Below are 26,015 nucleotides of genomic sequence, written 5' to 3'. Positions count from 1 at the left end.
TCAATAATTTCGATATATTTTCTTAATTATTTGTTGCTAATTCATATTAGAAAATTATATTAATGTATATTTTGACAGTAACTATGTGTCGTTCATTTGCTGGTTGATTTTCTCATTCCTGTTAGATGTACTGGTACTGAAATTATCATATATGAAAATTACAAAATCTAGAAAAAGATCATCCGGCACTTTTGATGTTGTAACAGATGCCTTGGTATCATAAACGAAATTAGAACTATCGCATAGAGCCGAGTGAATATGAAATTTTTAAGATAGCTTGATTATTCGACCAAGATGTGATATAATATTATTGAGAAAAAACTCGACCAAATTGTAAGGAGATGATTTTCATGGGAGCATATTCAATGCCAGGAGATAAGCCTTTCAGAACAGGTGGCAAGGTCAAAAGGACTCGCTGCAAGTCAAGACTTGACAGAAATGCTGCCATGTTGCGCGGATCCAAAATGTTCTTAGATAAAAAGAACAATAAGATCATTATGGTAAAAACTGATGACTGATACATTTCACACCATCCCCTACACAAAAGAACTTCAAAAGCAATTCGCTTCTAAATTCGACTGTGGCAATGAAGCGATCAATATGTTCCTGCGTGACAGCATTTCCCTCGATCCATTGTTTGGCAAGACCTATGTGCTGATTTCGGAAGATGCTATTGTTGGCTACTACAATATAAGTACAGGACATATCGAAGATGATCAAAGTATCCGAATGGGTGGAACAATTTACATAAACTACCTCGCACTTGATCAGGAATACCATAAGGTGAAATTTGATGAAGAAGGCTATGTTTCTGATTTTCTGCTGGGCGATTGTTTTAACCGTGTGTTGCACCTGCAGGACAACTATGTTGGTTTTACCTTCATAACATTGTCATCTACCGAGGAAGGCTACTATCTTTATAAACGCAATGGGTTTGAAGAATTAGAGGATGACATGAAGATGGCTAAAAATGACGGTGAAAAAAGATGCATACCCATGTATCTGCCACTGGATCTGGAAGATTAAAACGAAATATAATGAAAATAGGGCGGATCCGTTTCTATACGGACCCGCCCGTACTATTAGTTTGTAATTATTCATTACTGTTATTGTATTTACGTTCAAAATGAAAACCTGAAATTTTGATTTCAACAAAAAAAAACGGACTCAGTTTATTCCGAGTCCGGCATAATTAGATCATCTTGTATAAGCTCTTACTGGATTTTTCATTTCTACGATACTGAGTATAACTACAGATTCAAAAAATATTTCATACGTACATTTATGTCCTACTGAATCATTCATTATTTATTTCATTAAGTGCTTCATTATATATTACATAAGCTTATTTTATAAGACGATCACTAGACTCCAAATTATCAATCATTATCACTACAAGTATTATATAAGAAAATTTATTTAGATAAAAAAGGAAAAAACTATTTTTTTTATTGTTTTTTTGCCTTTTTTAAATAGTGAATTACCGTCAAATGGCTTGTTTTCGGACTTTTCTGAATATTGAAATTCCATATAAATTCTTTTATAAAGTTTTTGTAAATGTTATATTAATAAATGCAAAAGGCTGATTTATCCCGAAAATACGTGGTTTTAGGGGATATAGAAATTAAATTATTTTTTTTATTTTGGAATAAAAATTTTTTTCAAAGCACTATTTTTTTATTTTCACGTTTGATTTTCTTAGCACTTCCCTGCTGTTTTATTTTGAACTTGGTTTTTTGATTTCGTTTAGTGCATCGTAGATATGCCTTTTGTTTTTTCTTCGCATGAAATCAAAGATGAAGGTTTTATTTGAAGAAATTTCTGAATAGTTTTTTGTCTGGAGGATACTGTCTAGAAGAGCAGCATAAATCAAACACTCGGATGCTCAGTAGTGTCAGAAAACTGACTTACAAAAAAAGTTGTCATATGTAGCAACCTTTAGGTCGTGTATAAACTGCTTGACATCGAGCGCTGTTTATGATATAATAATTTCGAATCATCAATCACTAATCCTCCTAAAATTTTTTTGGGGAAAACAATTAGAAAAGACCTCACTTTACCGGTGAGGTCTTTTTCTGAATTTTAACGGTCAGAGGAGTGGAATGCTTGCCTTGTTCCTAATGCGATTAAGCTTACTAATCTTGTAGTTGTTGCAACCAGTAAGTGAGTAGATAATTTGGAGACTTTGTCCACTATAAGAAAGTGAGCCTTTAGCTTGAATTTTCCATGTATAAAAATTACAGTTTATGATGGGACTGGTGGAATTACAACAATACATAACGGAATAGTATCTAAGTATTGATTACACAAAAATACTAGTCCTCAAATGCAGTACAAAGCAGTGTGATTGTTTTATAAATAAATTAAGGAGCTTCCTGTAACCAAACAAATCAAGGGGTTGCAAAAAAGAACACCTCAGTGTAGAATGTAAATACTGACGATGCGAAAGTTAGTAATACAAACTACAGAAAGGTGTCCCCTATATGTATTATACACAAAATGAAAAGATTTTGCAAGTAGGAGAAGAAAAAATAATTGTCGGGATCGATGTAGGCAGCGAAAAGCACCATGCCAGAGCATTTGACTGGAGAGGGATGGAATATTCAAAGAAGGCCTATGTGTTCACAAATGACGCAGAAGGATTCGCAGGCTTTTTTGAATGGATCACCGGGATCATGGAAAAGAGCGGAAAAGAAACCGTTATGCCGGCTATGGAGCCGACAGGACATTATTGGTTCGATCTCGCTAAGTTTATTCAGGATAACGGAATGCAGCCGGTACTGGTCAATCCGCTCCACGTTAAGCGAAGCAAAGAACTTGATGATCACCTTCCCAGCAAGAACGACAGGAAGGATCCCAAAACAATTGCGAAACTCGTCATCGAAGGCAGATACGCTTATCCGTATATGCCTGAGTGTATATACGCCGAGCTAAGAAATGCAACCGTTCTTAGGTTTCAGGCAGAGGCAGAACTCACACGGATCAAAAATCGCATACAGCGCTGGTTTACGATATACTTTCCGGAGTATAAAGACGTTTACGGTAGTTTCAGTGCAGTCAGCAGTATGATGATACTGAAAAAAGCCGCACTGCCGTGTGACATCATAGCGCTCGGAGAGGAAAAGATCAATGAGATATGGCGTGAAGCCAAGCTGAGAGCAGTCGGTAAAAAGAGGGCTAAGACCCTGGTAGAGGCTGCAAGGCGAAGCATCGGTCATACCGAGGGACATGAAACTGCGAGGTTGGAGATATTTCTGCTGCTTGAGGACTACGACAGACTTCAAAACCGACTTGAACAGATAATGGAACTGATCGAAACACTGGTCAGTAAGGTGCCTTATGCAAAGAAGCTGATGCAGATAAAGGGCAGTCAAGGATAAGTAAGCGAGGGCGGAAGCGGCTTAGGTTTCTTCTGTTTGAGGCAGTCTTATCACTGACAGCGACAAATCCGGAATTCAAGGAAATACATCACTATTACACAGGCAGAAAAACGAATCCGCTGAAAAAGAAACAGTCGCTAATGGTACTGTCAAACAAGCTGATACGAGTGTTTTATGCCATACTGAAAAGCGGTGCTGACTATGAGCCGGAAAAACTGTTAAGAGACATCAGGCGTCCCGAAGAGCCGCAAGCAGCTTAACGGGTGTAAGACCTACAAGCTGAAACTGCAGGCAGCGTCCGCCGAAAGGTGCTGCAGAGGAAGCAACATTAAGAAAACAACAAAGGATGAGCCGGCAGTCGGCAGGAATTATTACCAAGGGGCAAGACCTCGCAAAGGAGCTGCGCCGACGCCCTGTTATGGATAGGCAGAACGAAGGAAGTTGGGACTTCGCGTGACGAATGATCCCGTTGGACAGAGGAGATTTGCTGCCGTAACGGATATGGGTCGCATCAAGGCTGTCAAAACAGATCTCTCAAGACGTTTTGTTTGCTATACCCTGATAACGTTAAATCCGGCATTCAATGCTTTGGATCATCCATAACTTGGTTCATTTCTTGAACTTATCATTATGAAATACTGAGATTTCGCGAGTATTTACGAGATTTTACAAGATATTTTGAGGAGGGATAATTATGAAAAGTAAATATCCATGTATATACGAAGAACGGATCGACATTCAGGATTTCTTTGATTTCATTAAAGCGAATACAACGATGAAGTGTGAGCCGATGAATGAAACTGATATATCAACATTAATAGGCAGAGTAAGCCCCAAAATCATGCCGAAAGCATATATCGATTTCCTGAGAAATGCAGGACAGAATTTTGGTATGTGGGACGGTGATGATTATAAACAAATAGTCCATAATAAAGATGGTTCGCTCTCGTTTTTGGATATAAAGAAAGATATATTGTATGATAAACAACTTACAGAGAATTTCTGCAAATTTGGATTTGATATCGACGATTGTTTTTTCTTCAAGTCTCACGCGACAGAATGTATCAACTTCTTTAGGTTTGGTGATGGTGACGACCCGAAAGTATATTATCTTGATTCAAACAGCACCGATATATTGAGTTTGAAACGTCATACATTTACCGAATGTATTATTGGTCAATACAATTACATGGTTAAAATACAAGATAAGCTGGATGATCCGTACACTGTATTCAAAGAAGTATTTGTGAAAAACTTCACCTCGGATTGGGAAAGACGGTTTTCCTTTTCGCTGAAAGAACACCGCTTTGTACCGCCGATGCCATATGATGTATATACATATCACCCTTCTGATGATGTGCCCTATTCAGATGACTTATATAAATTGTTCGTGAATGTTATGGAAAATAGTGTAACAGATATTTCAAATGTGCGGATTTTTACGGACGGTGTATTCTACAATTATTGTATCGAAAGAGATAAAAACAGAAATAATTCTTTACAGATATCGCCTTTGCATGATTTTACTATTATAGTAGATTGGGATAGCTCCTGGGGTTGGATATCAAACAATGGCAATATTTTTGTTTGGGGAGAAAAATACAGAAAAGAAATTAGTGCTATTTCTGATAAACTTAAAATATACAAAAAAGAGAATATATGAAAAAACAAGTTTTGGCATAGAATGATTTTTCTTAAGAAACATATTCTTTTAATGAAAAAGCGCTTAGTATAACTTACCAAACGCTTTTTCTCTAATGGTGAATAACACCTCTCTTTTTTTCTCAAACAGCTTTCTTCGTTCTTGTAGTTTTTCTGTATTTTTTTCCTTCCAGTCTATCTTTAGGTGGTTTAACTTCTGCATGACAAAAACAGACCGCCCACTTGGGGCGGTCTGCTGTGTCAGATCAATATCAGATCATTATTCGTCTTTCTTCTTTGAAACGATAAGTGCTGCGGCTGCGAGGGCTGTTGCGCTTACTCCTGCTGCGGCTGAGCCTGTTGCAGGGTTAGAGGTCGTTGCTGCTGAGGCTGCCTTTGAAGAGCTGTCAGTCTTGGTCGAATCAGACTTGCTGTCTGCCTTGCTTTCATCTGCCTTGCTCTCTGCTTCGCTGCTTTCAGCTTCGCTACTGTCAACTGTGCTGCTGTCGGTCTCGGAGCTGTCGGGAGTGCTGCTGTCTTCGGGCTCTGCGATCGTTACCTTTACAGATACAGGCTCGCTGTCGTTGTGGTTCTCGTCACCGATGACCTTGTACCATACATAGTAATCGCCTGCTTCGGTGCCGCCCGGGATATTCTCGGAGAATGCATCGGCATTAGGTGCGGTATCTGCGCTCTCGCCGATAGCATATACGATCGTTCCGTCCTCGGTCTCACCCTTTGCTACAAGATCCTGTCCGCTGCCTGTGTAGGTCAGCTCGTTGGCTGTGGGGGCTACGGTAACGGTGCTGTCAGCCTTGTTTACGGTCACGGTCAGTACGGCAGATATGTCATCATCGATCGTATCTGTCCAGCTGTCACCGGTAAATGTTATAGTCGTTGTCCCAGCCTTCTTGCCTGTTACAATAATTCCATTGGGATTGGTCTGATCAAACTCATAATCAGCAATATCGGTGTCACCGACCAGAACGGTAAGACGCTTGTTCTCGGCATCAAACGGGAGCAAAGTTACCGATACAGTATCGCTCTCGCCGTAGGTCAGCTCCATTTCGGTCTTGTCAAGCGTCACTCCGGTCACATTTCTGGTAAATGTCGAGACAGGTGTATCCCTCGAAGTGCCGTTTACCGTGGCTTCGTTATCGTTGTATGCAAAAGAATAGTCATACGCTGACTCAAAATATGCATTATCCAGTGTGACACTGCTTGCTGAATTAGCAATATTAACAACACTATACGATGTATACAGATTAAGATCCTTCAATGTCAGTTTAACTGTAGCATAACCGTAAAAATAGCCACTACCCGATCCCTTGTTTATCGTACCGTTCTGAAACGTTACTTTACAGTCAGCATTGAACAGTATCCACGCCGAATGGGACAAGGTATAACCGTTAAGGTCTACTGTCAGATCTCTGTTGATATATATGGAAGAGCCAATGGTAATATCACCGGCGAACAGAATATACGAAACGGAGCTGTCATCCAAAGCGGCATACAGTTCATCGGTGGTCGATACAACAGTTATTGTACTGCTGTCCGCGCTCGCCACTATCGCCGTATCAAACAGCTTCACGCCGCCGCCGAGAGCCGCAGGCGCCGCACCTGCAACAACGAGCACAGCCAGTGTGCCTGCTATAAGCTTCTTCCATGAATTTCTGATAGTCATATAAATACCTCCTGTTTTTTACAAAAGCAAGCCTTTCGGGGAAAGACACCTCAAGAGAAAGCTTCTGTTACTATTTTGAAAAAAATCTTTACAACTAATTGGCATTATAACACGTTTTGGCAGATTCGTCAAGAAAATGTGTCGGTTATTATCTTTATTAACTAAATGTTTGGCGATAGTGACAAATGCGGCGGGTAAAATTGGGGCAGGGTGAGGAGAACGCTCAGCCTGCCTTTTTTGATTACGATATATTCCGCTGTCTTAGTCTGTCTTGGACAACTTTTGGTCAACAAAGTTATATGAAGCTGCCCGAAGATGTACGAATGTGATTTTTGCTGTCTTATCATAAATGATAAAAAACAGCAAATATATCATATAAATTGTTTTATCAAGCAACAAGAAGAAAAAAGCAGAACAGATAATATAAACAATATGCTGCAAATCCTATCTGACACTAATTTATTCGGAACACACCATAATATTGGTCATTATAGGTTATTAAAACCCATTAAAAGCTATGCAAAACAGCTTTAAATAAAAAGCGCTAAGTTCCCGTATTTTCGGGCTATTGTGAAAAACATTAAAAAACACCGTCATCAAAAAATACAATTCGATTTTGTGCATATCAGACACCTCTTTATCTGATGATGGGTTCTTTGATGTAATGATAGAAGAAAATTCGGGAAAATAAAAAAGAACTTGAAAGCTCAAGTTCTTCTAAATTCAACATATGTCTATGAAAATTCTACCATATATAGTCTCTATTAACAAAACCAATACCGTCATTCCATTCAATAACTATCCAATTATCGACATTTGCATCGCCGATATCCACAACTACATCCCCTATTTTAAGTTCACCTATCTGCTCGAAATCTTCTGAAGGTTCTGCATAGACGTAAGTATCGAGCCCGATCGTCGAGTGGTACGTATCACGACGATGCCATTCTTCGTCGGAAGTCGTCTTGGCTTCAGGTTCCGAGATCTCAATTATTTTAGTTACGCCCTTATGACGTGATGATTCGGTAGTTGTAGTGGTCGTTGCTGTTGTTTCACTCTGGGTAGATGTATTATCATGTTCTGGGTTTGTAACTGAACCGCAGGCAGTAAGACAGCATGCAGTAATTATAACTGTAACTATATTTTTCTCATAAAATAATCCTCTCGTCATTCAAAATATTATTCCTAGTTATCATTCTCTGAATCAGTTATATTTTTACAGATATAAGCGTTTATGCCATTGTTTTCACAAAATTGTTTATATTCCTTAGCGTCTTTATTGTGAAAAAACCATTTAAGATTGGAATTTTCAACTACTACGACCCAAGTTCCGAAGATTCTTTCTTCCTGTGTACGTTTATGCATTATAATCATCCTTTCTGAAAAGTCATTCAAGTAAATTATACACAAGAATTTTAAAAAAGTCAATTAGATTCAAATGATAATTCCAAAAGATGGAAGAATCTTTTATATGATAATAAGCCTTAAAGTTCGAATTTCAGGGCATTTTGCCAACAAATTTATTGACTATCGAATTTTGGTATGGTATAATTGTTATATTCTTTATAATGAAAGGAGTATCCATATAATGTCAGAAGAAAAAGATAATTCATTTGAACTGCCACGTTCCCTATACAAAGAGGTCAAGAAAATGAGCCGAGAGAAGATGCAGTCTGTACTCAGAAATATATACAATCAAGGCGTTGCAAGCGCCGAAAGTACATATGTTGACCTGACCGATCTGCGTAATGCGATAGGTAAAATCAACGGTATCGGCGAAAAGCGACTTGATGAAATAATGGCAGTTATAGAGAGCTTTATAACCGGAGATGATACTGAATGACCTATAAAGAAGCATTAAACACTATTCCAAAAGGCAAATACCGTCACTACAAAGGTAACGAATATGAAGTTCTTGAAATAGCACAGCACTCGGAAACACTTGAACCTATGGTCGTTTATCGTGCGCTTTACGGCGAACACGGTGTATGGGTGCGCCCCGCTGAGATGTGGAATGAGTTAGTTGAAAAGGACGGAAAGTCATTCAGGAGATTTGAGAGGCTGGAATAATATGGTAATACTGTATTTTTCTGATATTCTGAAAAAAGTAGGACTGGATCCCAAAAAAGTTAAGCTAATAAGACACGCACTTTCTGATAAGGTTTTCAAAGAGTGTGCTGACAATGGAAAAGTTTATGAATACTGGGTCGTATTTATAAGTGGTAAAGGCACTTTAGCTCAGCTTTATGCCATATACAAAGTTGGTGATTATGTTTCTGACACTCCAGATATGCTTCCCGAAGGAATGCCTGAAAAAGAAGCGGAATGCTATAAAGGCGATAATGCAATATACGAGCTAACAAAAGTTGATCTGCTAAAAGAATACGAAGGCAAACTGACCATTGATTGGGGTCCGTCTACTCGTAAGTGGGATCAAAAAGGAACGACAGAAAAGCCTGTTATCTCAATAATGCCCGACCAGAAGAAAGTATTTATGGGATATGATGAAGCGTTGCTTTCCTATGACCAGCTTAAAGAAATCGTGGATAACAAAGAGATATACGAAGCATGGCACATTGCGCTCAAATCCGTAAATGCCATCTATCTTATCGTTGACACGGAAACAGGAAAGCAATATGGCGGCTCGGCTTACGGTGAAGATGGTTTATTTGGCAGATGGTGCTGCTATGTAAATTCACATCACGGATACAACAAAAAGATGAAAGAACTTATCTGTTACTACCCTGAAAGATACCATGCTTTCCAGTTTTCGACACTGCAAATTCTCCCGAAAACAATCATCACAGAAGACGTTGTGAAGCCTCACACGACTAAAGTCGCGTGCTTCCTATAGTGTCTAGCGGACACGCCCACTTTAGGCAGGCGGACTACGTTTCTACCATACAGCCTGAACTCAGAAAATTATGCTGTTTGAGCAATAATTTCCGCATTCAGGTTAACTAAGGTAGAGAACGTGCAGGTGCTTCTCTTACTGCATTGAGGTACTTTTGCCTCAATGAGCAACCTTGAATTCTCATCCAAGGATTTTAATATTTCACGTATGAAATATCTTGCCCCAATATTATACGAAGCAGATAGATTACAGTTGTAGGACTTGCCATTTTGAAATTTGCATAGCTCATAGGTATTGAAACCACCGAATTTACCACGAAGTACAAAACCACTGCCATCGTAGGCAAGGCGTGACGTATTCCATGCACAGATATGGCTTACTCTCATACCCAGTCTGTGAGCTTTATTCGTTACAATAGACTGAACTTCCTGACTGCGCCACAGCTTGAGTTTCTGCTTTTTAGAACCGCGGACCTTACCGTTCTTGTCTAAATGCTCAAATACAATAACATCTGCATTATAAAGAACAGCTATATTTACGATGCAGTTCGCAGTTTTTATGGCAATGTCGTGATTGATGCCTTTGGCTTTTGCCCAAAGCCTTGGTGTTTTATAGTTACCATGCTGCTGAGCTTTTTTTATACGGTTAATGCTATGCATCAGATGGTCTGTTTCTTTGGTAAGCTTACAAAAATGCCTTCCAAGAATAGTGCCATCTGAACGCATTACGGAAACCGTAGCGGCAGTGTTGATACCAAGATCTACAGCAACAATGGTCTGTTCATACACAGATATATCTGCAAGTTTGACCTTTTCCTCAAACGGAAAGTCCAAAAACCACTCCTTGCCTCGTTTTTGAAGTGTTGGAGCGCATTGTTTGCGTAAGCGGCAATGTCTGTATATATAATCCATATCAGACTTTTTAAGGTTTATCGTTATCCAGTCCCATGTATTACGGATGTAGACTTTGATCTGGGCAGTATAATCACCGGTCTGATTGTACATTCCTGTACGATACATAGACGGGAATGAATAACCTGCTTTTGGATGCGATGGTTCTCTTCCGACCGGATCTTTGATCCAGTTATCGAGATTGCTTTTGTAAGATGATACCTTGCCTATAGCCTCGTTGATTGCACCACGGCGCAGATAGCTTGGCATCTTATAGAATTTGGCATCAAAATCATAAATTGGATCGGGATTATCTTTTGTAGCATGGATCAGTGTTTCAATATATGTGAGTCTACTCACCCCTTTGAATGTAACAATGTTATCCCAATGATCCAGACAAACGCTGATAAGGTAATCTACAGCATGTCTGTATACGATAACGGTATCTTTAAAGATGTTGTTGTAATGCTTGATCTTAACGCTGTAAGTCGTATATATCTGCATACTGCAGACTCCCTCCTTCTACTTGGTTTTTTGAGAATTAATGTAATCTGTTACCTGTTTAAGACTTCTGTCGCTTACAGTTGCTACAAAATACGATGGTTTCCATATATATTTATTATAGTAGATTTTTTTAAGAATTTAAAATTTTATATACTTAAAAGTTGTTCTGTGTTTGTGTCACGCGTGACAAAAACAGAATTCAATTTTTCTTTTTATGAGGTTTAAGATGCAGAAAGACAGCTAATCTTACTCACTTAGCTGTCTTTCACTTAAGAATTATAGTATCTGACGTTCTTAATTGAGGCTTACAGTTTACAAGACGAAGTATATGATCAGGACTTCCTGTATTTGGTAGCTCTTACGATATGGTATTACAATGAATATACATACCCTCGACCATGCTCAACAGAATGTCAAGAAATGCCGCCGCACGCTCATGACTAAAGTCACGAGCGTGCGGCGGCTAAATCGTCAAAATCGAGAACAAGTGGAAAGCCAGATTATTAAGCAAAAAATTCGGAATGAATGACAACTAAAGGAACTCCATGAAAATACTATTTCTATGTAGTCAAAACAAACGCCGAAGTCTTACAGCCGAGAAATACTTCGACGGATACAATGGACATCAGGTACGTTCTGCAGGAACGGAAAACAATTCTCGTGTGAAAGTCACGGAAGGTCTTATCGGCTGGGCCGACATGATCTTTTGTATGGAAAAGAAACATCTTCGTAGAATAAAGGATAAATACAGTTCGTCACTTTCGAACAAAAAGGTTATCTGCTTAAACATTCCCGATGAATATGGGTTTATGGACGAGGAACTTATCGCTTTGCTTGATAGCAGCGTAAGTGAATATTTGTAATTTTATTTTCGGAGGAATTGTCCATGAAAGTAGAGTATTATGATAACAACGAGTATGGGTTCTTCATCAAGGTCGCGTATGATGACTATATTGCAGGTGCTGAATCTGAAGAAGAACTCGACAGTCTTTGTTATGCTATCGAGGTTTTCACGTCAGCAACGGATTCTGATTTCATCTTCGACAGAAAGGTTTATGAAAAAATACTACAACAACTGATTCCCGACAGCACTGTTATAATAAGATATGTAGATGATGAATACAGCATGAGCGGACGTTCACTTCTGATACAGGTCAAGAATACAAATGAGCTTATTCCTGTAGTATACAAGGGTGACATCCTCCCCCGCCTAAAGAGGCGGGGGCTTCCCCTGACCTCAGCGAGTTCGGTTCTCGTTCGATAGTACTAATGCACTAAGCATAAGCGAGCTAACCCCGTGTGTCCCACGGTTTTTATGATTTAAGGCTACGCTAATGCTATACGCATACCTTCATTTCTTATATTTATTGCAGCATTTACATCTCTGTTATGGTGAGTTCCGCATTCGGGACAGTCCCATGCTCTTATAGCAAGGTTCTTTGTTTCCTTATTGATGTATCCACAGCACGAACAAGTCTGACTGCTCGCAAAGAATTTATCTATCTTTACAAGCCTTTTGCCTTGCTCTTCCAGTTTGTACTTCAGGAATGTTACAAACATTCCCCAGCCGTTATCTGAAACCGACTTGCCGAATTTAAGTGCCTGAGACATTGCTTGCATGTTTAGATCTTCTATACATACACAATCATAGGCATTGGCTATCTGTCTTGACTGTTTATGTAGAAAGTCCTTTCGTTGATTTGCAACTTTCTCATGCATTTTAGCAACCTTGATACGTTGTTTATCACGGTTTTTAGAGCCTTTCTGCATAAGAGAAAGTTTTTTTTGTTCTCTTTTTAGCTTTTTTTCAGCTCTTCTGTAGTATCCGGGGTAAGCCGGTTCATTGCCGTTGCTGTCTTTGTACAGCTCGTGCATCGAAAAGTCAAGCCCTAAGAAGTCATGCAGTTCCTGTTCCTGTACTTGGTTTTCGTACTCATACAGAATACTTGCATAGTATTTTCCGCTTGGAGTCTGACTTACTGTCACAGACTTGAGAACATATTCATTAGGAATGTTCCTGTGCTGTTTTACTTTGACTTGTCCGACTTTAGGTAATTTCAAGTATCCATTGGATATGGCTATGTTACCATTGATACAAACGGTAGAATAGCTGTTCTTTTTACATTTTTTTGATTTGAACCTGGGAAATCCTGTTTTAGGCTGTTTATAGAAGTTCTGAAACGCTGTATCCAGGTGTCGAAGCGACTGCTGCAATGATACGCTGTCCACTTCCCGTAAGAATGAGTATTTCTCCATTTTCTTAAGTTCAGCCATTTCTTTGGCACAAGCATTGTAATTTAAAGTTGTCTCATATTCTTTATACTGCTTGATCTTTTTGTATAACCAATAGTTATATACCAATCTCACACAGCCGAAGGTTTTGGCAAACAAAACCTTTTGCTCGTTATTTGGGTATATTCTGAATTTAAATGCTTTGTTTGCCATAGTGTTCACTCCTTTTATGGCTTTATGTTCCATAGTGTTATATTAGTAGTATTATTTGATCTGTCTGACCTCCAGTTATTAATTATTATCTACAATATTATTATACAAGAAAATTTATAAAAAATAAAAAACAGGGCTTCATCCCACAGCTAAAGTAGCGTGTGTTCTCGCCCTGTTAAAAAAATCGCTCCTCTTGTAAAGCAAGAATATGCTTTATTATCCAAATCAACTGTATTTTAGCCTCTACATTTTATTCGACTGAATATTTTATGCTATGAGCATAGTGAAAAGTCCAGTGAGTAAGAAACGCAATTCATCTCCCACCTAAGAGGTGGGAGTCTTCTTGCTGAAAGAGGATAAAGGTCATTGGTATCCCTTTGATTGTAATATACCCCAAAACAGAAAATATTATCTTTCTTAAAGCAAAACACTTGACAACAATCGCCCGAAGTGATATACTATAATTTGGGCAATACCGTAAGGCGAGACGGTATAAGGCAATGGACAATTGAGCTTCGGCTCAAAGATCGTGGGGCTACTGCGTGGTAGCCCCCTTTCTTTTTGCTAAAATCACATTCTAATGAATATAGTTTATTATAGCGCCGCGTGAGGGAATCGAACCCACGTACCGTTTTTTACGGTATACTGTTTTCAAGACAGTTTGCAGAGCCAGCCTGCATACACGGCAGATGGCGGCCACACCGAGATTTGAACTCGGACATCAGAATAACCCGATTACTCACGGTTTAGCAAACCGCTGCCTTACCAATTAGGCTTATGTGACCATATGGCGCTGTGTACAGGACTCGAACCTGTAAGTCCAAAAGGACGCTGCTTTTCGGGAGCAGTGTGTTACCAATTACACTAACACAGCGCATAACGTCGGCATTCGGATTCGAACCGAAACATCGGAAAACTCCGATTACTCTCGCCTTTCCAAGACGATCCCTTACCAGTTAGGGTTATGCCAACATATGGTGGGCAGGGTGGGTGCCGACCCCACTACGCATAAAGCAACGGTTTTACAGACCGCCGAGTTTGCCGATTCTCTGTACCTGCTCATATTGGTGGGAGAGGAAGGACTCGAACCTTCGATGTTTCTAATGTCACGGTTTTACGGACCGCTGCCCTCGCCGCTGGGTGACTCTCCCGAATAACAAATAAAAATACCGCCTGACCCGAAAGCCAAACGGTATATGCTGAAGCTTATCATCAAGCAGTATCAACATTCACGCATAGCCAAACGAGCCTTATTCTTCTGAACAACGCTTGAATAACTATATGAATATGAGAATGCAAATACTGTGTTTTTCATAATGAACTTCCTTTCTTGATTTCTTTAATGACATTATAACATAACTTAGTACAGATTTCAATAAACCTGTAGTATAGACAGGAGAACTCAGAGTCGAACTGAGATCTACGGTTTTGGAGACCGTCATTCTAGCCATTGAACTATTCTCCTATTTCTATCATCTCTATTACAAACTACTCCTTGAATTCTAAAGATGATACCCGATAGAATTTCAATACATAATTTGTAATAGAGACTTATTAGCTTCCGTTGAGAGGATCGAACTCCCATTGACAGAGTCAAAGTCTGTTGTCCTGCCTGTTAGACGAAACGGAAATTTAGTACAGATAACATTTGTGATATTCAAAAAACATTTGTACTTTTACAAGTGCCTCCGGCAAGAATCGAACTTGCGACGCTATGCTCTTCAGGCATACGCTCTACCAACTGAGCTACAGAGGCATGTGATTAAAGACTGTGATAGGGATCGAACCTACGCTCGTCGGGTTGCAGCCGACAGCCTTTCCACTTGGCTACACAGTCAAATTATTTCCGCTGAGAGATTTGAACTCCCGTTTTCGGTGTCAGAAACCGATGTCCTACCACTAGACGAAACGGAATTATGACGACTCCGGCGGGACTTGAACCCGCGCTCTCCGACGTGACAGGCCGGTGTTTTAGCCGGTTAAACTACGGAGCCGTGTGTCCTGAATGAACAGGACGTATTAGTTAAGGATTATTATCTCATCAATGGTGACATTCAGTATATGTGCCAGAATCACCAGATTGTCGATAGAGGGTATGGACTCCCCTCTCATCCATTTGAATATGGACTGAGGTGTGTTGAACACCAGAATGTTCTGAAGCTCTGTCACTTTAAAACCTTTTGCTTTTATAAGAGTCTTTATATTGGAACCTGTCGCTGTCATATTTATGACAGGCATCTCTTCAGTCATAATAATACCACCTTCCGATAGAATAAAAAATCGCCTGTATGAGTTTGCACTACATACAGGCGGTCATATTCTCTCAGAAGATGGTCAATAAACTCTATCTTTGAACTGAACAATTACCGGTGTTCGTATGCAGCACAAATAAGCCTTCGTCTTGCCAATCAAAACTAAAGCTAAAGAAGCACTGGTAATCATCATATGATCTGACAACAGTATTGTTCATGATAGAATTCATTGTTTTCACCCTTTCGTAATATAATTTCGGGAGATCGTTGCTCCCCTCTTGTTGTAACTGATTATAACACTCATAAAGAGAATTGTCAAGTAGCTTTGTAAGCTACATTATACTTGTTAACTCGTCTATTCTTCTCTTTATCTCGTCTATAAAATTATACTTTGCAACATTTGGATCGGTAAAGATATAATCCTTTGCAATATCACTGCAGGTCATAAATATTGAATATTCATTGCTTATTTTCCTGATATTAATGCTTATGAACATAGAAAACATTATTTGAATATCGCCTTTAAATCTTACCGGACCTAGTAAATCTGGAATGCCGTCCTGAATTTCATCGATTGATATTTCTTCATTTCCCAGCTTCTTTTCATATTCTTTTTTAGTAAAAACAATGGTTCCGTTATCAGGATTATCGTCATTGAACTTTTGCAGATACATCATTAACAGACCTAAAGACTCCGATGGCAGTTTTGAACAAAACTGATTGAATATAGTCAATGACTCTTTTTTTAGGATCATTTCGGTTCTTTTATCTATGGACATAAGAAAACATCCTTTCATTATCTCAAATAAGTAATACAATATTCTTATTTAATTATATAAGAAAATCCCCGAAAAGTCAATTAAGGATGGAAATATTTTTTTTGAATACTTATAATATAGCTGATGTCATATACGGATGAATTAATGACCGCAGTGGGAGTTGAACCCACGTTTCAAGGTTGAAAACCTTGTGTCCTGACCATTAGACGATGCAGCCTTATGACTGTTACCGCAATAACAGTCAGATCTTCTTGATTATAACTATCTGATCGATAGTCACGCCGAACATATCGGCTATGATTATCATATTATCTATAGTTGGCACAGCGTCTCCACGCAGCCACTTGAAAATAGCCTGCGGAGTATTGAAACCGCACCTTGCCTGAACATCAGCGATCTTGAAGCCCTTCATTTTCATTATAGCTTTAATATTCGCTCCTGTTGCTTTGACGTCTATCACCGGCATTGAAAACATCTCCTTTCTAAGTATATTGATCCTGATGCTCCCGGTGAGATTCGAACTCACACTACACGGGGTTTAAGTCCGTTCACTCTGCCGTTGGTCTACGAGAGCATATAAATGCGGAATCAGGGAGTCGAACCCTGAATAAAACGGTATTTGAGACCGTCGCGTATGCCTGTTCCGCCAATCCCGCAAAAATAATACCCGTGGGGAGACTCGAACCCCAAAAAGCCTGTTTCTAAAACATAAATGTATGCCAGTTATCAACTATGGTGATAACGTTCATACACATGGGCATAACAAAAACACCGCCTGCTGCAAACAGACGGTGTTTCACTTACAAGGATCAATAATACTTAGAAACAAGAAATCCCGAAATGTTCATCCACTTTATCTGTACGCAGCACAAAAGAAGTCTCTTCCGATTCGAGGACGAGGCTCAATAATGATTCGCTATACAGATATGAAACAGTGAACTTATTCATCTCGGTTTTCTCCTTTCTTTGATGTTGTGGTCATTATATCATATCTACAAGAAAAAATCAAGTAAACCGTAGGTATATTTTTTATTATAGAGTGCTTATATCACGTAAAAATTCCTTCTATAATAAAAACAGCTCTATTACTTGATAACATGGAGTAGAGTTGGATCTAAACCTTAATAAATTTCGATCAGATTAATTAAGGTGATCTCCCCAATCCTTCCAGCTGACATACATTGTATCATTGATCGTCATGCTGATATCACCGAGATAGAATACTGCATTATGGGCATTGTCGTCATTTCGCAGTGTAAGATACTTTTTAGTGTTTGCAGACAGCTTTGCTTCCGCATCGCTTGAGCTTTTTATCTCTACTGCAAATGTGTGTTTCCAGTCGGCTATGGTGTCTACCTCAAAACCGTTGCTGTCTCTGTAAAATGTCAGATTCGGCTTTTTTGCCTGATTCATTCTGTTTTTCAGCATCTCTGCTACTGCACAGGTCTCAACAACAGCACCCTTGTACTTGCTCAGAAGCAGATCTTCTTTGCTCTCCAACCTTAACAAATGACACAGCAGTCCCGAATCGACGAAATACAGCTTTGGTGTCTTTACTATCGAACGCCCAAGATTGTTCGTATCAGGCTCCAGCAAATGAATGATATATGAGTTTTCAAGAATAGACAGCCAGCTTTTTACTGTGGGTTGGGAAATACCTATCTGCTTAGCTATGCTGTCCATTGAAAGAAGCTGACCGCTGTATATAGCACATATCTGAATGAACTTTCTGAATGTTGACAGATTGCTCTCATTGATCTGGTCTTTAACATCTAGATCAAGATAAGTGTCGATATAGCTCTCAAACCAGTCTTCTGCAATATAATGCTTTTCACTGTCAAAAAGCGGAGGATACTGTCCTACGAAAATAAGGTCGTAAGCGTTCTTTGGCAGAAGGTCAGCATCTTTAAGCTCTTTAATGGAAAAAGGGAGCAGTTTCAGAAAAGCAGCCCTTCCTGCAAGGCTGTCGGACATATTCTTTCTAAGCCTGAACTGGCTTGAACCGGTGAGAATGAATTTTCCCGGTGTGAAAGGAGCGCTGTCAACATGAAGCTTAAGCGCATCAAATATCTCAGGCACCTTTTGAGCTTCGTCAATAACGGCACCATTTGGAAATGCCATAATAAAGTCGGCGGGGTTTGATTTTGCAAGTTCACGCATATTTTTATCATCAAAAGTTACATACTTTTTGTCGGGGAAGGTGATCTTTGTAAGCGTAGATTTGCCACTCTGTCTTGGACCTGTGATTCCTACTATCGGGAACTGCTCTGCAAGACGAAGCAGCGCTTTTTGTGCTATTCTGTTCAGCATAATAATGCCTCCTCAAAAAACGAAATTTCAAAGTTTTAAGTTACTGTAATTCAAAGTATAACATAATTGCAATTCAAAGTCAAGCGTTATGTAAAACTAAAGTTTTGATTATTATATGCATATTAAACTCTATTATGAAGAGTATTGAAGAAGAAAAAGAGATTGAAAAAATGAAGGCTGCTTGTGAAAGAGTCGGCTGCACATTTACTCCCGCATGATCCAACTTATCTGACCTCACTTTTATGTGGGGTCTTTTTTTATACAGAAAAATATACAAAGTATATTTGATCTATGGAGTTGTTTGGAGTTTATTATACTTCTTTAGATATTGGTGGGGTAGGTGCGGAGGTTTATACGCTTACCCTAATTATCATTTTGATTATGTCAGGATAAGATGTAAAGCACCCACGTAGATACTCACATTTAGTATCCACGTGGGTGTTACGTCTTCAATAAGATCAAATATCAATGCCGCCTGTTATCTTATGGTGACGGTACCTGAATGTTTGATAGCGTTTGCGGTATCCCATTTGCCGTTCACCCTTGCAGCGATTGCGACTCTGTATTTCTTACCGGGTGTCAGGTTCTTGGGAGATGTATAAACCGTACCGGTGATGTTCTGCGCCTGAACTCTCCACTTGCCGGCAAGATATACAGCAATTCCATATCTGTCGGCGCCTTCGACTTTATCCCATGTGAATCTTACCTGGTGATATTTCTCGCTGTATTCAACTTTTATAGTGTTGCTGATTACCGCATTCGGCAGTACAGCGCCATAGAACGCAAGCTCCGCAATATTGCAGCAGTACACATCATCGGTATTCACGCCGTTATTCGGCTTTCCCTCCGGAACAGCGTAGCGGATATACCTTGCTTTCACCGATGCATCGAGCATAACGGTCTGTGTGTCCGATGTGGGCATCCTGCCGATCGTGTGTACCGTCTGCCAGCTTGTGCCATCCTCGGAAACGCTGAAATAGCCGTCCACCATTCGTGCTTCGTAGCCCTTACGGGGAGTGTAGGCGATCGCATTCAGCTCACATATTTTCCCAAGACCAGCCTGTACCCAGCCTGCACCCACACCGTCAAAGTAGGTTGCAGTATCGCCATCAAACGCCTTTCCGTAATTGTAGCCTTCCTGCTGCTTCCACGAATCTGTACCGCTTGTTGCTTCGGGCGCTAATTTTGTAAAGCTCGTCTCCGGATTCAGCGTGCCATAGAGCTTGATTTCCGCTACATTACAGCAATAAACATCATTTGTGTTGTAGCTGTTGCGCGGCTTGCCCTCTGGTACTGCATAGCGGATATAACGTGCCGTGATCGGCTTTTCAAGTTTCACTTTGTGCATGGCAAATGTGGGATTCTCACTAATTGTGTGTATGCTCTGCCAGTCTGTGCCGTCCATCGACACCTCGAAATAGCCATCCACCATACGGTATTCATAGTTCTGACGAGGGCAGTAAGCAAGTGCGCTCAGATCGTAGACCGCACCCAGATCTGCCTGTACCCAGCCGACTCTCGTGCCGTCGAAGTATGTTGCGTTGTCGCCGTCAAAAGCCTTGTGGAAATCGGTATCTGCATTTTGCTTCCACGAGTCAGAGCCGCTTAGCTTGTCAGCCTGCACCTTGATCTCATTGCCGCCTATACTGCCATTTCCCTCAATGACAAACGTTGTGATGGAATTGCCGGGCAAGGTTGCATTCAGCGTTTTGCCGTTTAGATTGATAGTGCCCACATTCTTCCAGTTCTCATTCTTGCTCGTGCGGATCGCATTTGCCGTGCTGCCAACCTCAGCAAAGTCTGAAAGATCGAAAGTTATGTCAGCACTGCTGCCGCTTGTATTGTAGGAAACAGCCACGATCTGTCCCGTCTCAGGATCATAAGCGGCAACAGTATTGCCGGAGGAGTTCAGCATAATCATACCGGGGCGAATATAGCGCGAGTACTGTCCGAAAGCGTAGTATTTCTTCGTCAGAACGATCTTATTTGCATCATGGTTGGCAACTGCCACGCCCCAGTAGCCCTTCTGCGTGTCCACCATACCGGTATCCTTTCGGCCGTTGTAGCCGTTCTTTGAAATGTGGCTGTCGATCACCTGCCACATGATCCACGCCGATGCGTTCATGTCGTTGACATCGGTCGTGATACGCTGTGCCAGCCAGAGTGCCGCACTCATTTCACCTGCATTCGTCCCGGCCGTGCCGCTGCTGTCCACCTCGCTCATCCAGAGATTTTTTCCGTTGGACAGGGCAATATTTTTTAGCTCGGCACGTTTGCTGCCGCCGTAGGTGTGGGTGTCGATACGACCGATCGCTTTTTTGGCATCATTAGAGAGCTTGTTAAAAGAGCTAATCTGCGTGTCAATGGAGGTCTCATCCGTACCGCAAAGAATAACATCGCCCATTCCCTTGTCACGCATCGCCTTTTGCAGCTCCACGATCATGGTTGACTGCGAGCTTCCCTGATCGAAGTGACAGCCCTCCTGCTTGTAGCTGTTGGCCTTCCAGAAGTTGGTATACGGCTCATTCATAGCTTCCGCGCTCTGGATCTTCACGCCCCAGTCGTGCTGATAGTGATAGCAAACCTCCGCGAAATACCGCGCAAAATCATCGTATTGGTCGTCCTTCAGATTGTTGCTTTTGGCATCTGCCGATCCTGACGAACAGCCGCTCTTCGTCATGTAATAGGGCGGCGAATTGGAGAACATTTCCACAATCATATCATCTCCGGCAGCCTGAATAGACCGCATAAGCACATTGCGCTGATTGGCATCAGCACTCCAATCATAGGTAATTTTTCCGTTGCTATACTTAGTATATCCCGGCATATTGGAATCGGTTCGTGTGATATGATTGTGGCTTGGATCATCACCGCCGCCGATATTAAAGCGAGCAATATTAAGACGTAGACCTTCATCACCGTAGAACACATCCGCTGCCTGCTGTGCCAGCGAGTCAGAATAGCCGAGGCGATTGGCCCACCAGCAAAGAGATGTACCCCAGCCCTCAAATTCGCCATTGTTTATGGTAAAAGTATTATCCGGTGACAGCTTGACTGTTTGTGCCGCATGAGAGGTGAGAACACAGTGTGGTGCTGACATAAGGAGCATTCCACCGGTACAAAACAGAGCGGTCAAGCGTTTGAAAATTTTCATATGATCCTCCTCCTTTAAGAATAAAGAGCTTGTTCTTGTTGAGACAAATTTGAAGGAGCTGTTGCTTAGTTGAAACAGTCCCGTTTTGCATTTATCAAATCGAATCAATTTTGAACTGTCACCTTATAGTAACAGTACCCGAATGTTTTATAGCATTTGCTGTGTCCCATTTTCCGTCAACTCTGGCAGCGATAGCGACTTTGTATGACTTCCCCGGGGTGAGATTTTTGGGAGATGTATAAACAGTGCCGGTGATATCCTGTTTCTGAACTCTCCACTTGCCTGCAAGGAAAACAGCAATGCTGTATTTGTCAGCACTTTCGACCTTATCCCATGTGAATCTTACCTGGTGGTATTTTTTTATGTACTCGACTTTGATGTTAGTAGGGTAGGTAAGCTTGGTTTCTTCAACGATAGGTAAGCGCTTATAGGTGTTCTTGCCGGTGTTTTCGATAACTGCATACTCTCCGTTACCGCTGACTACAGTCGCGATGTCTTTGGAATTTACCCAGCCTTTGTCATTATAAAGTTCTGCTTCTTCGGGAACATTTTTGAAATTCTCGCCAAGAGTAAGGGAACGTAGATTAGAAGAGAACATCCAGTTCATCTTTGTAACTTTGCTTGTATCAAACGAGCTCAGATCAAGTTCGGTCAAATTTCTTGAAGAGAACATTGCCATCATATCGGTTACTTTGCTTGTATCAAATCCGCTTACATCAAGTGTTGATAAGTTAGTTGAAGCGAACATTCCTGACATATCGGTTACTTTGCTTGTATCAAATCCGCTTACATCAAGTGTAGTCAATTTATTACAGGCACAGAACATACCACCCATATTTGTAACTTTGCTTGTGTCAAATTTGCTAATATCAAGTGACGTCAATTTTGCACAGCCCCAGAACATATCACACATATCTGTAACATTGCTTGTGTCAAAACCGCTAACATCAAGCGTTGACAAGCTAAGACAGGAATTGAACATACCACTCATATCTGTAACTTTGCTTGTGTTAAATCTGCTTACATCAAGCGATGTTAATTGGTCACAAAGAGAGAACATATCACCCATATCTGTAACGTTGCTTGTATCAAATCCGCTTACATCGATAGAATAAAGTTTGCCACACTCGTTGAACATATAGCTCATATCAGTAACATTGCTTGTATCAAATCCACTTAAATTGAGCGATTTAAGATTGCAACAGTTATCGAACATTCTGCTCATATTTTTTACATTACTTGTATCCGCATTTGAAAGGTCGATGGAATAACAAGGATATTCGCAAAAAAGCTTGCTGCAGTCTTCAGGAAGAACAGTTCCTTCCAAAACTATGACAGACCAAACGTTATCGCGATAGGTATTGTTAAATTTACGTAAAGCATCACCATCAACAGTACCGCTAAGCGTAAGCATACCTGTTGTTTGGTTAAATGAAAAGCCGCTTGTTGCTGAATCAGCCGCCTGCGCAGTTATGCTCTGTGTTATAACAGGTGCGCCGTAGCTGACAGTTCCTGCCACCATACAAAGTGACATCACTACTGCTAAAACTTTTTTTAACTTCATATTTATGTCCTCCTGAATTCTAGTGCCGAAACGGCAATATATCAATAATATGTTAGCACACATGACCATCAATGTCAATAATATCGTTCCGTTTTTCTTGACCATTCGTCAATTTTTATATTAGAAAATATTATTAGTTTATACTATTGACGGAAAGTGAAACTAAGATAACCGTCAAATAAACAGAGTATATGAAAAGAAAATGTACTATTAGGAAATATAATGAAGTATTCAGGAAAAATAATAAGCGAATGATTTTAGATTGCAAGTATATATAAATTCATAAGTGAAAATTATATATAGTTGTTTTTTTTTGAATGATGAGAAATAAGGAAAGGGTAAATGATGCGTCTGTTGATAATGAGGTGGATGAGAGAATGAACTCAAAGGGATAAAAGAAGAAAAGGATGATAATGGGGATGGCATCAACCGAAAGAATTTCCTTTTTAGCGACACGGAAAAGGGAGCCGCTGCAAGCGCAGCAGTTATGAGCATCATCGAAACAGCAAAAAGAAATGAGCTTGATGTCTATGGGTATATGCTCTATCTGCTGACCGTCCTGCCCAAGTGGGGGGCGGATCCAACTGAAACACAGCTTAAATCGGTAATGCCTTGGAGCATGGCACTTCCATCATACTGTAAGCAAACTTACAGTGAGGTAAAGTAATTGGCTGTAAAGTAGAGTTACAGCCGTTGGTAGAGAAGTATAGTAACCGGTAGTAAAGTACAAGTAGATGGCTCTAATGATCAAAGCCGAGGTTTCATTGGAAGCCTCGGCTTTTCTCTTTAGGGGCTGGGTTTGGTTGGCGCTTACCTTACGATAATTTAAAATCATACGATCAAACCAATTTAATTTCCCGATATGCACTAAACCGCCTATATATCTTTGTTTAGCTTTGCCCTTGTATATTTCGGATTTTCGTGGTATAATACATTTTTGGCGGCGTTAATGTTATCTGCCGCATAACATATTAAGGAATAAGGGGTAGATCTCATGAAAAAACAAATCATCTGCGGACTTGCAGCAGCAGTGCTCACTGCATCTATGGGCGGAACAGCTCTCGGAAATGCAGTCATTATGCATTCTGAGATCACTGCAAGTGCAGCAACCATCGCAGAGCAGGGCACCTGCGGCGAAAAACTCACATGGAAGCTGGATAGTGAGGGCACCCTGACTATCAGCGGCTCAGGCAATATGGACGATTACACTGTGGCTTCATGGGAGAAAGTAAAAGCTCCCTGGTACCCATTCAAAGATGACATCAAGAAGGTAGTCATCTCAAAAGGCACAGAAAGCATCGGTGAACGCGCTTTCATCAACTGTAATAATATCACAAGCGTAACTATCCCCACAGGCGTAAAGAGCATCGGCATTGATGCTATACGTAACTGCAAAAGTCTTACGAGCATAACTATCCCCTACGGTGTTACAGCCATTTCCACCAGAGCTTTCCAGAACTGCTCGGGTCTTAAAAGTATAACTCTCCCTGACAGTATCACAGACATCGGCACAGATGCTTTCTTTGGCTGTACGAACCTTACTGACATAAATATCCCCGACAGCGTTACAAGTATCGGTGTCCATGCTTTTAAAAACTGTACAAGCCTTTCCGGCATAACTATCCCTGACAGTGTTACAAAGATAGGCGGCGGAGCTTTTGACTGCTGCAGAAATCTTATAAGCGCAAATATCCCTGACGGTATCACAGCCATCAACGATTGCACCTTCCAGGACTGCAGAAGCCTTAAAAGCATAACTATCCCCGACAGTGTAAAGACCATCGGTTCAGATGCTTTCTATGGCTGTAACAGTCTCCTGAACGTAACTATTCCTGCCTCCGTTACAAGTATCGGCCAAAAGGCTTTCGGTTATTATTATGCTATCGGCTTTGACGAGATAAAGATCAAAGAATTAAAGATATACTGCTATCCTGACAGCGAAGGCGAGAAGTATGCAAAAAAGTATAATGTCCAGTACGAATATATCGGCAATAAAAATAAGACCGACATAACATTTGTTCCCGGTGCAGGTTATGCAGAACTCAGCTGGAAAGCTGATAAAAACGCAGAAAAGTACGCCATCGCAGTCTATCAGAATGATAAGTGGAAGCTTGTTGAAAAGACAACAGACAATTCATACACACTGCGCGGTCTGAACTTCATATCTAAATATAGGGTAGCTGTCTTCGCAATGTATAACGGCAAGTGGGACATGAACTTCTCGAATCCGGTGCTCGTTGTGATAGATGAATGGCAGCCTTCCGAAACTTGGAGCGTATACTCCCCGACAACTCACCAGTACAGTTTCGGATGGGAGCGCATCAAGAATGCCACCGAGTACGGCATTGCAGTAAAAATCGCAAACAAATGGAAAGTTGTAGAATACACTGAAAAGACATCTTACACCACCCCAAGGCTGACTCCCGGAGACAAATACAAAGTCGTGATATGCGCCAAGATAAACGGCAAGTGGGATACAAGAGACCTGGATAAACGATCATTCACGATAACCATTAAATAATTTATCCGCTTAAAAACATATTTCATAATATCCAAAA

Annotated in this window: 21 protein-coding genes, 13 tRNA genes and 1 pseudogene; 11 read left to right on the top strand and 24 right to left on the bottom strand. The window is 40.5% G+C overall.

Annotated features, from left to right (window positions below):
* Window positions 1–365: 365 nt before the first annotated feature.
* From RUMAL_RS21940 to RUMAL_RS17235, 4 genes and pseudogenes are all read left to right on the top strand, one after another.
* The gene (locus tag RUMAL_RS21940; RefSeq protein WP_157865500.1) at window positions 366–518 is read left to right on the top strand and encodes a hypothetical protein; all 153 of its coding nucleotides are present in this window, start codon (window positions 366–368) and stop codon (window positions 516–518) included.
* Window positions 511–1,026 carry an N-acetyltransferase gene (locus tag RUMAL_RS17245; RefSeq protein WP_013483389.1) on the top strand — a complete coding sequence of 172 codons (516 nt, stop codon included), beginning with the start codon at window positions 511–513 and terminating at the stop codon, window positions 1,024–1,026. Before RUMAL_RS21940 ends, RUMAL_RS17245 begins: the two co-directional genes overlap by 8 nt.
* A gap of 1,457 nt (window positions 1,027–2,483) precedes the next feature.
* Window positions 2,484–3,640: pseudogene (locus tag RUMAL_RS17240) on the top strand (IS110 family transposase).
* 530 nt (window positions 3,641–4,170) lie between these two features.
* On the top strand, window positions 4,171–5,043 hold the full coding sequence (locus tag RUMAL_RS17235) for a hypothetical protein (protein ID WP_154662931.1): 873 nt from the start codon (window positions 4,171–4,173) through the stop codon (window positions 5,041–5,043).
* Window positions 5,044–5,301: 258 nt separating this feature from the next.
* Here RUMAL_RS17235 and RUMAL_RS20980 read toward each other — a convergent pair whose 3' ends face one another.
* Entirely contained in the window at window positions 5,302–6,705 is a 1,404-nt protein-coding gene (locus tag RUMAL_RS20980; protein WP_013483387.1) for an Ig-like domain-containing protein, read from the bottom strand.
* 745 nt (window positions 6,706–7,450) lie between these two features.
* Window positions 7,451–7,876: an SH3 domain-containing protein gene (locus RUMAL_RS17225; protein WP_013483386.1), complete on the bottom strand. Its 426-nt coding sequence runs from the start codon at window positions 7,874–7,876 to the stop codon at window positions 7,451–7,453.
* Between the two features lie 417 nt (window positions 7,877–8,293).
* Between RUMAL_RS17225 and RUMAL_RS17215 the strand changes: the two genes are divergently transcribed.
* Genes RUMAL_RS17215 through RUMAL_RS17205 form a run of 3 tightly spaced genes read left to right on the top strand, consistent with a single transcriptional unit; the run spans window position 8,294 to window position 9,559 of the window.
* Window positions 8,294–8,548 carry a hypothetical protein gene (locus tag RUMAL_RS17215; protein WP_013483384.1) on the top strand — a complete coding sequence of 85 codons (255 nt, stop codon included), beginning with the start codon at window positions 8,294–8,296 and terminating at the stop codon, window positions 8,546–8,548.
* On the top strand, window positions 8,545–8,775 hold the full coding sequence (locus RUMAL_RS17210) for a DUF1653 domain-containing protein (protein WP_013483383.1): 231 nt from the start codon (window positions 8,545–8,547) through the stop codon (window positions 8,773–8,775). The genes RUMAL_RS17215 and RUMAL_RS17210 overlap by 4 nt, the downstream gene beginning before the upstream one ends.
* 1 nt (window position 8,776) lies before the next feature.
* Window positions 8,777–9,559 (top strand): GIY-YIG nuclease family protein, encoded by a 783-nt coding sequence (locus RUMAL_RS17205; protein WP_013483382.1) that lies wholly within the window; start codon window positions 8,777–8,779, stop codon window positions 9,557–9,559.
* Between the two features lie 68 nt (window positions 9,560–9,627).
* On the opposite strand, the gene RUMAL_RS17200 is transcribed toward RUMAL_RS17205, so the two are convergent.
* Together RUMAL_RS17200 and RUMAL_RS21455 are read right to left on the bottom strand one after the other, a co-directional pair.
* Window positions 9,628–10,953, bottom strand: a complete 1,326-nt coding sequence (locus tag RUMAL_RS17200) for an IS200/IS605 family element transposase accessory protein TnpB (protein WP_013483381.1) — start codon at window positions 10,951–10,953, stop codon at window positions 9,628–9,630.
* 18 nt (window positions 10,954–10,971) lie between these two features.
* Window positions 10,972–11,061, bottom strand: a complete 90-nt coding sequence (locus RUMAL_RS21455; RefSeq protein ID WP_242843417.1) for a transposase — start codon at window positions 11,059–11,061, stop codon at window positions 10,972–10,974.
* A 437-nt stretch (window positions 11,062–11,498) separates the two neighbouring features.
* Here RUMAL_RS21455 and RUMAL_RS17195 point away from each other — a divergent pair, with 437 nt between their 5' ends.
* Window positions 11,499–11,816, top strand: a complete 318-nt coding sequence (locus RUMAL_RS17195) for a low molecular weight protein tyrosine phosphatase family protein (protein WP_013483380.1) — start codon at window positions 11,499–11,501, stop codon at window positions 11,814–11,816.
* A gap of 23 nt (window positions 11,817–11,839) precedes the next feature.
* Window positions 11,840–12,217: a hypothetical protein gene (locus RUMAL_RS17190; RefSeq protein WP_013483379.1), complete on the top strand. Its 378-nt coding sequence runs from the start codon at window positions 11,840–11,842 to the stop codon at window positions 12,215–12,217.
* A gap of 62 nt (window positions 12,218–12,279) precedes the next feature.
* Here RUMAL_RS17190 and tnpB read toward each other — a convergent pair whose 3' ends face one another.
* The 20 genes from tnpB to RUMAL_RS20975 all read right to left on the bottom strand — a co-directional run bounded on the left by tnpB (window position 12,280) and on the right by RUMAL_RS20975 (window position 23,457).
* On the bottom strand, window positions 12,280–13,398 hold the full coding sequence (gene tnpB, locus RUMAL_RS17185) for an IS200/IS605 family element RNA-guided endonuclease TnpB (protein ID WP_013483378.1): 1,119 nt from the start codon (window positions 13,396–13,398) through the stop codon (window positions 12,280–12,282).
* A gap of 600 nt (window positions 13,399–13,998) precedes the next feature.
* Window positions 13,999–14,085: transfer RNA gene (locus RUMAL_RS21935), tRNA-Ser, on the bottom strand.
* Between the two features lie 3 nt (window positions 14,086–14,088).
* Window positions 14,089–14,183, bottom strand: a tRNA-Ser gene (locus tag RUMAL_RS17180).
* 3 nt (window positions 14,184–14,186) lie between these two features.
* Window positions 14,187–14,272: transfer RNA gene (locus RUMAL_RS17175), tRNA-Ser, on the bottom strand.
* A 101-nt stretch (window positions 14,273–14,373) separates the two neighbouring features.
* A tRNA-Tyr gene (locus RUMAL_RS21930) sits at window positions 14,374–14,459 on the bottom strand.
* 4 nt (window positions 14,460–14,463) lie between these two features.
* Window positions 14,464–14,549: transfer RNA gene (locus RUMAL_RS17170), tRNA-Tyr, on the bottom strand.
* 242 nt (window positions 14,550–14,791) lie between these two features.
* A tRNA-Trp gene (locus RUMAL_RS17165) sits at window positions 14,792–14,863 on the bottom strand.
* 218 nt (window positions 14,864–15,081) lie between these two features.
* A tRNA-Phe gene (locus tag RUMAL_RS17155) sits at window positions 15,082–15,154 on the bottom strand.
* Between the two features lie 10 nt (window positions 15,155–15,164).
* A tRNA-Cys gene (locus tag RUMAL_RS17150) sits at window positions 15,165–15,235 on the bottom strand.
* A 6-nt stretch (window positions 15,236–15,241) separates the two neighbouring features.
* Window positions 15,242–15,312 (bottom strand) — tRNA-Gln (locus RUMAL_RS17145).
* Window positions 15,313–15,318: 6 nt separating this feature from the next.
* Window positions 15,319–15,392: transfer RNA gene (locus RUMAL_RS17140), tRNA-Asp, on the bottom strand.
* A 25-nt stretch (window positions 15,393–15,417) separates the two neighbouring features.
* Window positions 15,418–15,648 carry a helix-turn-helix domain-containing protein gene (locus tag RUMAL_RS17135; protein WP_013483376.1) on the bottom strand — a complete coding sequence of 77 codons (231 nt, stop codon included), beginning with the start codon at window positions 15,646–15,648 and terminating at the stop codon, window positions 15,418–15,420.
* 334 nt (window positions 15,649–15,982) lie between these two features.
* Window positions 15,983–16,429, bottom strand: a complete 447-nt coding sequence (locus tag RUMAL_RS17130) for a hypothetical protein (protein ID WP_013483375.1) — start codon at window positions 16,427–16,429, stop codon at window positions 15,983–15,985.
* Between the two features lie 145 nt (window positions 16,430–16,574).
* Window positions 16,575–16,646, bottom strand: a tRNA-Glu gene (locus tag RUMAL_RS17125).
* Between the two features lie 24 nt (window positions 16,647–16,670).
* Complete coding sequence (locus RUMAL_RS17120) at window positions 16,671–16,895, bottom strand: helix-turn-helix domain-containing protein (protein WP_013483374.1); 225 nt, start codon at window positions 16,893–16,895, stop codon at window positions 16,671–16,673.
* 35 nt (window positions 16,896–16,930) lie between these two features.
* Window positions 16,931–17,003: transfer RNA gene (locus tag RUMAL_RS17115), tRNA-Leu, on the bottom strand.
* A gap of 7 nt (window positions 17,004–17,010) precedes the next feature.
* A tRNA-Leu gene (locus tag RUMAL_RS17110) sits at window positions 17,011–17,085 on the bottom strand.
* A 484-nt stretch (window positions 17,086–17,569) separates the two neighbouring features.
* Entirely contained in the window at window positions 17,570–18,739 is a 1,170-nt protein-coding gene (locus RUMAL_RS17105) for an ATP-binding protein (protein WP_013483372.1), read from the bottom strand.
* 478 nt (window positions 18,740–19,217) lie between these two features.
* Window positions 19,218–21,893 (bottom strand): discoidin domain-containing protein, encoded by a 2,676-nt coding sequence (locus tag RUMAL_RS17100; RefSeq protein WP_013483371.1) that lies wholly within the window; start codon window positions 21,891–21,893, stop codon window positions 19,218–19,220.
* A gap of 118 nt (window positions 21,894–22,011) precedes the next feature.
* Window positions 22,012–23,457, bottom strand: a complete 1,446-nt coding sequence (locus tag RUMAL_RS20975) for a BspA family leucine-rich repeat surface protein (RefSeq protein ID WP_013483370.1) — start codon at window positions 23,455–23,457, stop codon at window positions 22,012–22,014.
* Window positions 23,458–23,944: 487 nt separating this feature from the next.
* On the opposite strand from RUMAL_RS20975, the gene RUMAL_RS17090 reads away from it, so the two are divergent.
* Together RUMAL_RS17090 and RUMAL_RS17085 are read left to right on the top strand one after the other, a co-directional pair.
* Window positions 23,945–24,124, top strand: a complete 180-nt coding sequence (locus tag RUMAL_RS17090) for a transposase domain-containing protein (RefSeq protein WP_050793323.1) — start codon at window positions 23,945–23,947, stop codon at window positions 24,122–24,124.
* Window positions 24,125–24,451: 327 nt separating this feature from the next.
* Window positions 24,452–25,978: a leucine-rich repeat domain-containing protein gene (locus RUMAL_RS17085; RefSeq protein WP_013483369.1), complete on the top strand. Its 1,527-nt coding sequence runs from the start codon at window positions 24,452–24,454 to the stop codon at window positions 25,976–25,978.
* The last annotated feature ends 37 nt before the right edge of the window (window positions 25,979–26,015 follow it).

It is taken from the genome of Ruminococcus albus 7 = DSM 20455 (assembly GCF_000179635.2).
GTDB lineage: Bacteria > Bacillota > Clostridia > Oscillospirales > Ruminococcaceae > Hominimerdicola > Hominimerdicola alba.
The sequence above is the reverse complement of the archived record's forward strand: the minus strand, read 5'-3'. Positions and strand labels throughout refer to the sequence as shown.

Excerpts from the sequence above, each read along its gene's own strand:
- RUMAL_RS21940 (WP_157865500.1), top strand. The coding sequence starts at position 366 with ATGCCAGGAGATAAGCCTTTCAGAACAGGTGGCAAGGTCAAAAGGACT.
- RUMAL_RS17245 (WP_013483389.1), top strand. The coding sequence starts at position 511 with ATGACTGATACATTTCACACCATCCCCTACACAAAAGAACTTCAAAAG.
- RUMAL_RS17235 (WP_154662931.1), top strand. The coding sequence starts at position 4,171 with ATGAATGAAACTGATATATCAACATTAATAGGCAGAGTAAGCCCCAAA.
- RUMAL_RS20980 (WP_013483387.1), bottom strand. The coding sequence starts at position 6,705 with ATGACTATCAGAAATTCATGGAAGAAGCTTATAGCAGGCACACTGGCT.
- RUMAL_RS17225 (WP_013483386.1), bottom strand. The coding sequence starts at position 7,876 with ATGACGAGAGGATTATTTTATGAGAAAAATATAGTTACAGTTATAATT.
- RUMAL_RS17215 (WP_013483384.1), top strand. The coding sequence starts at position 8,294 with ATGTCAGAAGAAAAAGATAATTCATTTGAACTGCCACGTTCCCTATAC.
- RUMAL_RS17210 (WP_013483383.1), top strand. The coding sequence starts at position 8,545 with ATGACCTATAAAGAAGCATTAAACACTATTCCAAAAGGCAAATACCGT.
- RUMAL_RS17205 (WP_013483382.1), top strand. The coding sequence starts at position 8,777 with ATGGTAATACTGTATTTTTCTGATATTCTGAAAAAAGTAGGACTGGAT.
- RUMAL_RS17200 (WP_013483381.1), bottom strand. The coding sequence starts at position 10,953 with ATGCAGATATATACGACTTACAGCGTTAAGATCAAGCATTACAACAAC.
- RUMAL_RS17195 (WP_013483380.1), top strand. The coding sequence starts at position 11,499 with ATGAAAATACTATTTCTATGTAGTCAAAACAAACGCCGAAGTCTTACA.
- RUMAL_RS17190 (WP_013483379.1), top strand. The coding sequence starts at position 11,840 with ATGAAAGTAGAGTATTATGATAACAACGAGTATGGGTTCTTCATCAAG.
- tnpB (WP_013483378.1), bottom strand. The coding sequence starts at position 13,398 with ATGGCAAACAAAGCATTTAAATTCAGAATATACCCAAATAACGAGCAA.
- RUMAL_RS17135 (WP_013483376.1), bottom strand. The coding sequence starts at position 15,648 with ATGACTGAAGAGATGCCTGTCATAAATATGACAGCGACAGGTTCCAAT.
- RUMAL_RS17130 (WP_013483375.1), bottom strand. The coding sequence starts at position 16,429 with ATGTCCATAGATAAAAGAACCGAAATGATCCTAAAAAAAGAGTCATTG.
- RUMAL_RS17120 (WP_013483374.1), bottom strand. The coding sequence starts at position 16,895 with ATGCCGGTGATAGACGTCAAAGCAACAGGAGCGAATATTAAAGCTATA.
- RUMAL_RS17105 (WP_013483372.1), bottom strand. The coding sequence starts at position 18,739 with ATGCTGAACAGAATAGCACAAAAAGCGCTGCTTCGTCTTGCAGAGCAG.
- RUMAL_RS17100 (WP_013483371.1), bottom strand. The coding sequence starts at position 21,893 with ATGAAAATTTTCAAACGCTTGACCGCTCTGTTTTGTACCGGTGGAATG.
- RUMAL_RS20975 (WP_013483370.1), bottom strand. The coding sequence starts at position 23,457 with ATGAAGTTAAAAAAAGTTTTAGCAGTAGTGATGTCACTTTGTATGGTG.
- RUMAL_RS17090 (WP_050793323.1), top strand. The coding sequence starts at position 23,945 with ATGAGCATCATCGAAACAGCAAAAAGAAATGAGCTTGATGTCTATGGG.
- RUMAL_RS17085 (WP_013483369.1), top strand. The coding sequence starts at position 24,452 with ATGAAAAAACAAATCATCTGCGGACTTGCAGCAGCAGTGCTCACTGCA.